Source organism: Rhodococcus sp. NPDC060086 (assembly GCF_042730275.1).
Taxonomy (GTDB): domain Bacteria; phylum Actinomycetota; class Actinomycetes; order Mycobacteriales; family Mycobacteriaceae; genus Rhodococcus.
Map to the genome: position 1 here is coordinate 21885 of NZ_JBHWWZ010000058.1, position 10137 is coordinate 32021.

The 10137-nt window shown below is 69.4% G+C and carries 6 protein-coding genes and 1 pseudogene; 4 read left to right on the forward strand and 3 right to left on the reverse strand.

The annotated features are described in order from the left end of the window. Positions 1 to 40: 40 nt before the first annotated feature. On the reverse strand, positions 41 to 334 hold the full coding sequence (locus ACFWB0_RS22665) for an MGMT family protein (RefSeq protein ID WP_378492645.1): 294 nt from the start codon (positions 332 to 334) through the stop codon (positions 41 to 43). Positions 335 to 336: 2 nt separating this feature from the next. After that, the gene (locus tag ACFWB0_RS22670; RefSeq protein WP_378492646.1) at positions 337 to 1125 is read right to left on the reverse strand and encodes an alpha/beta fold hydrolase; all 789 of its coding nucleotides are present in this window, start codon (positions 1123 to 1125) and stop codon (positions 337 to 339) included. Positions 1126 to 1210: 85 nt separating this feature from the next. Here ACFWB0_RS22670 and ACFWB0_RS22675 point away from each other — a divergent pair, with 85 nt between their 5' ends. Continuing rightward, positions 1211 to 4567 (forward strand): ATP-dependent helicase, encoded by a 3357-nt coding sequence (locus ACFWB0_RS22675; protein ID WP_378492647.1) that lies wholly within the window; start codon positions 1211 to 1213, stop codon positions 4565 to 4567. Next, positions 4564 to 7914, forward strand: coding sequence for an ATP-dependent helicase (locus ACFWB0_RS22680; protein ID WP_378492648.1), 3351 nt, complete (start codon positions 4564 to 4566; stop codon positions 7912 to 7914). Before ACFWB0_RS22675 ends, ACFWB0_RS22680 begins: the two co-directional genes overlap by 4 nt. Positions 7915 to 7936: 22 nt before the next feature. On the opposite strand, the gene ACFWB0_RS22685 is transcribed toward ACFWB0_RS22680, so the two are convergent. Continuing rightward, on the reverse strand, positions 7937 to 8326 hold the full coding sequence (locus ACFWB0_RS22685) for a hypothetical protein (RefSeq protein WP_378492649.1): 390 nt from the start codon (positions 8324 to 8326) through the stop codon (positions 7937 to 7939). Between the two features lie 74 nt (positions 8327 to 8400). Here ACFWB0_RS22685 and ACFWB0_RS22690 point away from each other — a divergent pair. Then, positions 8401 to 9096: pseudogene (locus ACFWB0_RS22690) on the forward strand (potassium channel family protein); the annotation flags it as partial. A gap of 10 nt (positions 9097 to 9106) precedes the next feature. After that, positions 9107 to 10006, forward strand: coding sequence for an NAD(+) diphosphatase (gene nudC / locus ACFWB0_RS22695; RefSeq protein ID WP_378492650.1), 900 nt, complete (start codon positions 9107 to 9109; stop codon positions 10004 to 10006). The last annotated feature ends 131 nt before the right edge of the window (positions 10007 to 10137 follow it).

Sequence of the window (10137 nt, forward strand, 5' to 3'; positions counted from 1 at the left end):
TCATGCTGCCCGACATCCCCCGAGAACGTGTGGGTGCCCGTCAGAAACGGTGGCGCGCACGCGACATGTCGATCCGATCACCGGTGATCGGTGTGCCTTCGAGCTCGAGCCCGGCCAGCTGGCGACGGGCCAGATGGGCGACAGGTTTGCCCGACGCCGGGACCACCCGGTGCCATGGCAGGTCGGAACTGTCGGTCCGCATGATCCACCCCACGGTGCGTGGACTGGACAGACCCGCCGCATCGGCGATGTCTCCGTAGGTCGCCACGGACCCGGCGGGAATCGATGCGACGAGTGCGCGCACATGCTCGATCTGAGCGTCCGTGGTGACCATGCCTACAGCACCTTCCTGACCAGTTCTGCCGCGGTCGCGGGCATCGCCTGGTCGATCATGTGGTCGCAGTCGAGTTCGAGCATCGTCAGGTGGGAGCCGAGCCGGTCGGCCAGTGCCGCGCGGAACGCATCCGACGTGTAGGCGGGGTGGACCTTGCCTGCGCGTGCCAGGACTGTCGGAACGTGGCCGGCCGGCAGCACGAACTCGCGTGCCAGTTCGCCCCACGACGCCACCAGAGCCGGCACGCAGTAACGCCAATTCACCCGGCCGGAGTCGAGTGCGACGAGATGCTCGGCGATCTCCGCGTCGAGAAGTTCCGAGGCCACCTCACCCCAATCGCCGTGCACCTTCTCGGAGCGGGCCTCGGCCTCGTCGGTGTAGTCGGGGAAGCGCACGGTGAGATCGGCGACCTCGAGCAGGCGGTCGGACGGCAGCGAGATCGCGGGATCGAGCAGAACCAGCGCGCGGACCCGGCCGGGTGCTGCGGCGGCGAGGTGCAGCGCCAGTGCACCGCCGAACGAATGCCCCACCACAGTGACCGGTTCGCGGGTGTGTGCGTCGAGGACACCCAGCAGGTCCGAAACGTGGGATTCGAAGCTCCACGGGGGCGCCCACGGAGACCGGCCGTGCCCCCGTAGATCCGGCGCGATCACGCGGAGGTCGGGGAGGTAGCGATCGGCCAGGTTCTGCCAGCGCCTGCCGTGGCCGGTCAGGCCGTGCAGGGCGAGCACCGGCGGGCCGTCGACAGGTCCGAACAAGTGCGTGTGGAGGGGCGGTGCAGAGGCGCTCACCTCGCTCACTATGGCAGTTGGGGACGACAGCGTGCGAGGGCAGGCCGTGCACGGAGTTGTCGGACCCGTCTGCTGGGATACCGGTATGACCGACGCCGATCTCCGTACGGGGCCGAGGGGCGCTCCCGAGCGCCCGCGGCGCACCGCCGCGCGACTCGTCCGACGGCCGGAAGAAGCGTCCGCGACCCGGGAGTGGCCGCACGAGGTACAGCAGGTCTTCGCCGATGCCCCACCCGCACCGCAGTGGCGGCCGTGGCAGATCCTCGGCGGTCCGGGCACCGGGAAGTCCTCCCTGCTCGTGGACCTCGCGGTGCATCGCATCGCGTCCGGTGCCCAACCCGACTCGGTGCTCGTGCTCACCCACTCCCGGCGTGCGGCCACCGCGGTGCGCGAGGAGATCACCGCGGGGCTGCTGAGCGCAGGTGCCGCGACCGACCCGCGGGCCACCCGCGAGCCGCTCGTTCGCACGGTGCATTCGTATGCGTTCGCCGTGCTGCGCCTGCAGGCGTCCGCACACGGGAACCCTCCGCCGCGGCTGATCACGGGTGCCGAGCAGGACGCGGTCCTGCGTGAACTGTTGCGCGGCGACATCGATGACGGTGCGACGATGTGGCCGGAACGCCTCCGCCCCGCCCTCGGCATGACCGGTTTCGCCGTGGAACTGCGCGATCTGATGTTGCGGGCCAACGAGCGCGGTCTGGGGCCCGAAGACCTCATCGAACTCGGTGAGCGCCGTGAGCGCCCCGAATGGGTGGCTGCCGGGTTGTTCGCGCAACGGTACGAGCAGGTGATGCTCCTGCGCGGAGCTGTGGGGCTCGAGGCTCCCGAAGCCACCGCCCCGGCGCTCGACGCCGCAGAACTGGTCGGTGCAGCACTCGCGGCGTTCGCGACCGACCCGGAGCTGTTGGCGGCTGAGCGCGCCCGCATACGGCACCTCCTCGTCGACGACGCTCAGCATCTCGATCCGCAGGCCGCGCACCTCGTGCGGGTCATCGGCGCGGGTACGCGCACGAGCACGGTGGCGGGCGACCCCGATCAGAGCGTGTTCACCTTCCGCGGAGCCGATCCCGAGTTCCTCACCGGGCTGGCCTCGCACGACCCGCAGCGACGCGTCATCCTCGGAACCGACTTCCGCGCGGCAGCGGAGATCGTCTCCGTCACCGGCGCGATCGCCGGACGACTTCCCGGACTGCCGCCCCACCGCGGTGCTGCGGTTCCCGAGCCTCCGGTCTCCGAGGACGCGGCCGCCGTGTCCACCGTCCCGGACGAGACCGGACACGTGCGCGTGGCGGTCATGTCGTCGCAGGCGAAGGAAGCCGCCGTCGTCGCAGATACCCTGCGCCGCGCTCATCTGATCGACGAGGTGCCGTGGTCGAAGATGGCCGTGATCGTCCGATCCGTCCCGCGGGTGCTCGCGCCGCTTCGTCGGGCACTCCTCGCAGCCGGTGTGCCGATGACCACTGCCGCGTCCGAGCTGCCCCTGGCGCGGCAGCACAGCGTCGCCGGGATGCTCCTGGTGCTGCGGGCGGTGTCCGAGCGCCGGTTCGGTCCCGAGGAAGCCCTCGCGTTGCTGTCGGGCCCGGTCGGTGGCGCCGAGCCGGTAGCGCTGCGCCGGCTGCGACGCGGTGTGCGCCGTGTCGAGCTGGCATCCGACGGCGACCGCGACTCGGCGGAAATCCTCCGGACGTTGCTCATCGAGGACTCGGCCGAGTCCGACCGGATGATGCGAGGCCTGACCGACGTGGAGGCAGCGCCGCTGAAACGGGCGTTGTCGGTGGTGGCCAAGGCGCGATCGGCGTCGTTGCGCGGCGGCGGTCTCGAGGATGTGCTGTGGGCGGCGTGGCAGGCGACCGGCCTCGAACGTCGGTGGGTGGCGGCTTCCGCTCGCGGTGGCCCGGTCGGTGCGCAGGCCGACCGCGATCTCGACGCAGTGGTCGCGCTGTTCGACGCGGCGGCCGACTACGTCGATCGGTTGCCACGCGCCCAGATCGCCGGATTCGTCGACTATCTCACCGAGCAGGAGATCCCCGGCACGGTGCGCAGCCGCGCTGCCGCCGAATCCGAGGCCGTGACCGTCCTCAGCGCCCACTCGGCGGCGGGTCGGGAGTGGGATGTGGTCGTGGTTGCCGGCGTGCAAGAAGGGCTGTGGCCGAGCTTGCGGGCGCGTGGCACCCTGCTCGGTATCGAAGCGCTCATCGACGCAGTGTCCGGCGCCGACGGAGGCGACGACACCACGACGAGGCTCTCGCGGACGGCACCGCTCCTCGCCGACGAACGACGGCTGTTCCTCGTCGCCTGCAGTCGCGCCCGTACCCGCCTGCTCGTCACTGCGGTCGACTCGGTCGGTGGCGACACCGAACTCGTGCGGTCGCGCTTCGTCGACGAGCTCCTCGGATCCGATGGCGAGAACGATGCCGAGCAGCCGGCAGTGCCGGACGAGGTACGTACCCGCGTGCTCGCCTTGCCCGCGCTCGTCGCGGAATTGCGTTCCGTCGTGTGCGATCCGGTACTCGTCGAGCATGAGCCCGACCGGGTGCATCGAGCTGCCGTGCAACTCGCGAGGCTCGCCCGCGCAGGGGTGCAGGGCGCACACCCCGACAAGTGGTACGGCACAGCCGACCCGAGTACGGTGCTGCCGCTGTGGGAGCCCGACGACGATCTGGTCCGACTGTCGCCGTCCACCGTCGAACAGCTCGTCACGTGCCCGCTGCGCTGGATGTTCGAGCGACACGGCGGATCCGACGGTGCGAACTCGCACGCGGTGACCGGCACCCTCGTACACACCCTCGTGCAGGCGCTCGCGGGGCGTATCCCCCCGGATCGAATCGACCAAGCGCTCGAGAATGCATGGGGTTCAGTGGATCTCGGTTCCGACTGGTATGCGCGACGTGAGCTCGAACGGACGCGCAAAATGCTCGACACCTTCTCGACGTGGTTGCAGGGCACTCGCGGCGAACTCGAAGAAGTGGGGGTGGAGGTCACCGTCGACGGCACGATCGAACCCCGCGATGAGGGCGGCCCCCGGATACGGCTGCGCGGCCGCATCGACCGGCTCGAACGCGACGCGGACGGGCGGCCCGTCGTGGTCGACGTCAAGACCGCGAAGAACCCTGTGTCGAAAGACGCCGCGCGCGACCATGCGCAGCTGGCTGCCTATCAAGTGGCGATCGCCGAGGGCGCAGTCGAGGGTGAACCCGCCGCGACTCCGGGCGGTGCGCGGTTGGTCTTCGTCGCCAAGCCGCACAACAAGGAAGGGGCCACCCAGCGGGTCCAGCCTCCCCTCGACGAGGAGGGACTCGAACACTGGCGCGAGGTCATTCACGAAGCGGCGGCCGCGACCCGCGGCCCGCGGTTCCTGGCGCAGGTCAACGACGGATGCCGGCACTGCCCGGTCCGATCGAGTTGTCCCGCGCACGATGAAGGAAGGCAGGTGACCGGATGAGCCGGGTGAGCGCGGAGCAACTCGCCGAGGCACTCGGCCAACCGCGCCCGACCACCGAACAGACCGCGGTCATCGAGGCGTCGATGGGGCCGGCCCTCGTCGTGGCAGGTGCAGGCGCGGGCAAGACCGAGACCATGGCCGCGCGGGTGGTGTGGCTCGTCGCGAACGGGTTCGTACAGCCGGAACAGGTGCTCGGCCTGACCTTCACGCGTAAGGCCGCACAGCAGTTGACCACCAGGATCCGTCGGCGACTCGCAAAGCTCGCGGGGTCGTCGCTGATCCGCGACCTCGACCCCACCGGTGGTCTCCGTACTCGGATCCTGGGCAGCGAACCCGAGGTCGGGACGTACCACGCGTACGCCGGGCGTCTGCTCGGCGAGCACGGGCTGCTGCTGCCGATCGAACCGTCCGCGGCATTGCTCTCCGAAACGGAACTGTGGCAGGTTGCGCATCGGGTGGTCAGCGCGTGGGACGGCGAACTCGACACCGACCGGAACCCCGCGTCGGTCACCGAGACGGTCCTCGCACTGTCCGGTCAGCTCGCCGAGCACCTCATCGACCCCGAACAACTGGTCGAAGCCCACACCGATCTCGACAAGCTGATTCACACGCTGCCGGGCGGACCGGGACAGCGCGGCGGGCCCTCGAAAACTCTCCTCGGCTACCTCGAGACGCAGGACGCCCGCGTGCACCTGCTCCCGCTGGTGCAACGACTCGCCGACACTCTGCGCCGTGAAGGCGCGCTCGACTTCGGTAGCCAGATGTCGCTGGCGGCGCGTGTTGCCCGAGATCACCCCGAAGTCGGGGCAGGCGAACGCGAGCGGTTCCGCGTGGTTCTGCTCGACGAGTACCAGGACACCGGGCACGCCCAGCGGATCTTGCTGTCCGCATTGTTCGGCGGCGGCCGGGACGGCGGCCTCGCGGTCACCGCCGTGGGGGATCCGATGCAGTCGATCTACGGGTGGCGCGGTGCTTCGGCAGCGAACCTTCCGCGCTTCGCCACCGACTTCAGGCTCCCCGACGGTGAACCCGCACCTACGCTGGAACTCCTGACCAGCTGGCGCAACCCTCCCGAAGCCCTCGAACTCGCCAACGTGTCGTCCGAGCCATTGCGCGAACGGGGTGTCGCCGTGAGCAGGCTGAGGCCGCGCCCCGATGCGGTTCCCGGCGACGTACGGATCGCACTGCACAACGACGTCGACGCCGAGCGCGGCTGGGTGGCCGACCGGATCGCCGCAGAGTACGCGGCCGCGCGCGCCGAAGGCGTACCGCCGCCCACGGCCGCGGTCCTGGTGCGCCGCAACGCCGACGCAGCCCCGATCGCCGAGGCGCTACGCGCCCGCGGATTGCCGGTCGAGGTGGTCGGCCTCGGTGGTCTCCTGCACACTCCCGAGGTCGCCGACGTGCTCGCGATGCTGCGTCTCGCCGCCGACCCGATGGCCGGTAGCGCCGCGGTGCGAGTTCTGACCGGCGCCAGATGGCAGCTCGGCGCGGCCGACCTGCGTGCGCTGTGGCGGCGGGCACAAGAATTGGCGATCACCGGCCGGCACGGTGTCACCGGCGCCGTCACCGATCTCGATGCACTCGACGATGCCCTCGAGTCGGCTCTGCCCGGCGAGTACGCCGATCAGGCCGGCCTCGCCGACGCGATCTCCGATCCCGGTAGACCAGAGCACTATTCGAAGTTCGGATTCGCACGGATCACGGCGCTCGCCCGCGAACTCGCATCGTTGCGTGAGCGGCTGGGACAGCCCTTGACCGAACTCGTGGCAGAGGTCGAACGCGTACTCGGCATCGGCATCGAGGCGCAGGCCCGGGTCGGCAGCCGCAGTGGGGTGGCCGGTCGCGAGCACCTCGACGCATTCGCCGACGTGGTCGCGTCCTACTCCGGTCGTGGCCACGCGACACTGCCGGGTCTGCTCGCCTACTTGTCGGCGGCCGAGGAGATCGAGCAGGGACTCACACCGGGGGAGGTCGAGGTCGATCCGGAGCGAGTGCAGATCCTGACGGTGCATTCGGCGAAGGGCCTCGAATGGCAGGTCGTGGCGGTCCCTCACGTGAGCACAGGCATCTTCCCGTCGACCACCGGGATCTCGACCTGGCTCGGCGCGCTCGCCGAACTCCCGCCGCAACTCCGCGGCGATCGTGCGCAGCCGGGCGACGAGCCGGGCGGGAGCACCGACGGTGTGCCCGTGCTCGAACTCGACGATCTGTTCGACCGTAAGGAACTCGAGAACGCGATCGGCGCACACAAGGACGCCCTCAAACGGCGCAAGCTCGATGAGGACAGGAGACTGTTCTATGTTGCGCTGACCCGAACCGAGCGGGCCGCGTACGTGTCCGGGCACCATTGGGCCGATACCGGGTCGGAGCCCAAGGGCCCGTCGGAGTTCCTCACGGAACTACACGCACTGCTGACGGCACGCCCCGAACTCGGCGTGATCGAGCAGTGGGCACCCGCACCCGAGCCGGGCACCGCCAATCCGATGACCGAGACACCCCGCAGCGCCGCGTGGCCCCGCGACCCCCTCGGGTCACGCCGCGACGACGTCGAACGCGGTGCCGCACTCGTCCTCGACGCGGTTGCCGCCGGTGAACCCGCCCCACTCGACGATCCCGACGACGATCCCGACGAGTGGGCCGCCGACGTCGACGCACTCCTGGCGGAACGCGACCAGCGCGCCGAACTCGGCGCCGAAGTGGTGTTGCCCGCGCAGTTGTCGGTCAGTCAGCTCGTGGACCTCGCCGCCGATCCCGATGCCCTGGCCGCGCGTCTGCGCCGGCCTCTGCCGTTCCGGCCCAACCCGCTCGCACGCCGCGGCACCGCGTTCCACGCGTGGCTCGAACGCCGCTTCGGAGCGACCAGGCTCCTCGACCTCGACGAACTCCCCGGCGCCGACGACGACGGCGGCGACGAATCCGACTTCGACAGGCTGCAGGAGGCGTTCCTGCGGTCACCGTGGGCCACCCGGAACCCGGTCGAGGTGGAGGTGCCCTTCGAAACGTCCTTGGCCGGCACCGTGATCCGCGGCCGGATCGACGCGGTGTTCGAGGATCCGGATGGGGGCTGGACGGTGATCGACTGGAAGACCGGTGCCGAACCCGACGCAGACAAGCTCGCGTCGGTGGGTATGCAGCTCGCTGCCTACCGGTTGGCATGGGCGAGGTTGATGGCGGCGCGCACCGCGCGGATCACCGGGCGCACTGCCGAGCTTCCGCTCGACAAGGTCCGTGCGGCATTCCACTATGTGCGGACGGGCCGGACCGTGGCACCCGACGACCTGCCGGGTGCCGAGTCCCTCGAACGGCTCGTGCGGTCGGCAGGCGCCGAAAACGGACGAGAGTGATGTCGACGTGCGGTAGACAACCTCAATGCTGCGCTGTGCGCCGGACCTTCAACGCTTCGGTGACGAGCGGTATCTGCAGGGGAAGGCGGGCCGCGGCCGCGGCCTTCGCGGCGGAGGAGACCTTGTCGCTACGAAGCCAGCTCACCGCCATCTGCACATTCGCGGGAAATACAGCGATGAACAACGCGGCAGCCAGCGTGCCGCCGAGTCGGCGGGTGCGGGGAAGTGCAAGTGTCGTTGCGACCGCCAGTTCGGCGACACCCGACGCATAGGTATAGGTACGCGCTTCGCCTGGCAACTGTTTCGGGACGATGCTGTCGAATGGTGCGGGCCGGACGAAGTGCATGGCGCCTGCGCCTGCGAGGAGTGCGGCGAGACGCAGCGCCGGGCCGCGGGAACGTTGTGTGGACATGGCGTCACACTAAAGGTTCTGCGCGTATGCTGCCGTTCTGGCCGGTGCGACATGCCGTCCGGCCGAATACTCCGCGACAGGCATTCGAGATTCAGCGATGGAGGCGCCGCGTGCGTAATCACACCGTCGTCATCGGCTACGGCACCAAGGGTCATACAGCCGTCGACGCGATGCTCGGCGACGGAGTTCCCCCGTCCGAGATCGTGGTGGTGGACACCGATCCTCGCGTGCTCGAAGCCGCGGAACGTCAAGGACTCGTCACGGTGCAGGGCTCGGCCACCAAATCCGATGTACTGCGGCTCGCGGGCGTCCAGCATGCTGCTGCGGTGATCGTCGCGGCGAACCGGGACGATACCGCCGTTCTGGTGACTCTCAGTGCACGCGAGATCGCACCGAAGGCGAAGATCGTTGCGGCGATCCGTGAATCGGAGAACACCAATCTGCTCCGGCAGTCGGGTGCCGACTCCGTGGTGATCTCGTCCGAGACAGCTGGCCGGCTCCTCGGCATCGCCACCACCACCCCGAACGTCGTCGAGATGATCGAAGATCTGCTGACGCCCGAGGCGGGCTTCTCGATCGCGGAACGCGACGTGGACGACAGCGAGGTCGGTGGTTCGCCCCGGCACCTCAAAGACATCGTTCTCGCGGTGGTGCGCGACGGCCGCATGTGGAGGATCGGTTCTCCGGAGATCGATGCGATCGAGCCCGGCGACAAGCTTCTGTACATCCGCCTGGTGTCCGGTTCGGCTTCCGGAGCGATGCGCGGTTAGTCTGCACGATGTGACGACCTTCGCATTGGGTGAGACACCGCTGTTGTCGCGCACCGTCGTCGAGCGTGCCGAAGAGCTGCGATCCGACGTCGACGCACTGCGTGCCGGATGGGTCACCGCGAAGCTTCTGCGGATCGATCGCCGAGGCCAGGCGCCTGTCGACGGATCGATTCTCGTCCTCGCCGATGCCACCGAATTGGGGCCCGAACCGGTATCCGGCGCGGTGTTCCTCGGGATTCGCGACGGTCGGCACCTGTGGGCGGTCCGCGTGCTCGCACAGACCGGAACGGTCGCCGACCTTCGCCGTGTCGGCGAAGATCTCGGTGATGCCGACGCCGATCTGATGGTCAGTGCGGTGGCGCTGCTCAATTGGCACGACCAGGCCGCGTTCAGCGCCGTCGACGGTTCACCCACCGAACCCACCGTCGCGGGATGGTCGCGGATCAGCACCGTGAGCGGCCACGAGGAATTCCCCCGAACCGATCCGGCCATCATCTGTTTGGTGCACGACGGTGGCGACCGCGTTCTGCTTGCCCGCCAACCGTCGTGGCCCGAACGCCGTTTCTCCGTGCTGGCAGGATTCGTCGAGGCCGGGGAGTCGCTCGAGGCCTGTGTGGTGCGCGAGATCCGCGAAGAGGTCGGTGTCGACGTCCGCGACGTGCAGTACCTCGGGAGTCAGCCGTGGCCGTTTCCTCGTTCGCTGATGCTCGGTTTTTCCGCTGTGGCGGATCCCGAACAGAATGTGGAGTTCCTGGACGGCGAGATCTCGGAGGCGCGATGGTTCACGCGCGACGACGTCCGTGCTGCACTCGAGGCGGGCGACTGGGCGTCCTCGGAGGAGGCGCCGCTGTTGCTGCCCGGTTCGATCTCGATCGCGCGCGGCCTGATCACGGGTTGGGTGAACAGCTGATCACCGAATCGCCCCGGTCGGGAACAGTCATCGCCGAACGGGTCGCGGGCGCCGGTATCGACAGAGCGCCGGCTCCCAGAAAAAGAGTTCCCATCGAGCGAGTCGGGCGGTGCCGGTCTGTGACCGGCACC

Bases quoted from the DNA above. Each gene is read 5' to 3' on its own strand.
- ACFWB0_RS22665 (WP_378492645.1), bottom strand. From the start codon at position 334: ATGGTCACCACGGACGCTCAGATCGAGCATGTGCGCGCACTCGTCGCA.
- ACFWB0_RS22685 (WP_378492649.1), bottom strand. From the start codon at position 8,326: ATGTCCACACAACGTTCCCGCGGCCCGGCGCTGCGTCTCGCCGCACTC.
- ACFWB0_RS22675 (WP_378492647.1), top strand. From the start codon at position 1,211: ATGACCGACGCCGATCTCCGTACGGGGCCGAGGGGCGCTCCCGAGCGC.
- ACFWB0_RS22680 (WP_378492648.1), top strand. From the start codon at position 4,564: ATGAGCCGGGTGAGCGCGGAGCAACTCGCCGAGGCACTCGGCCAACCG.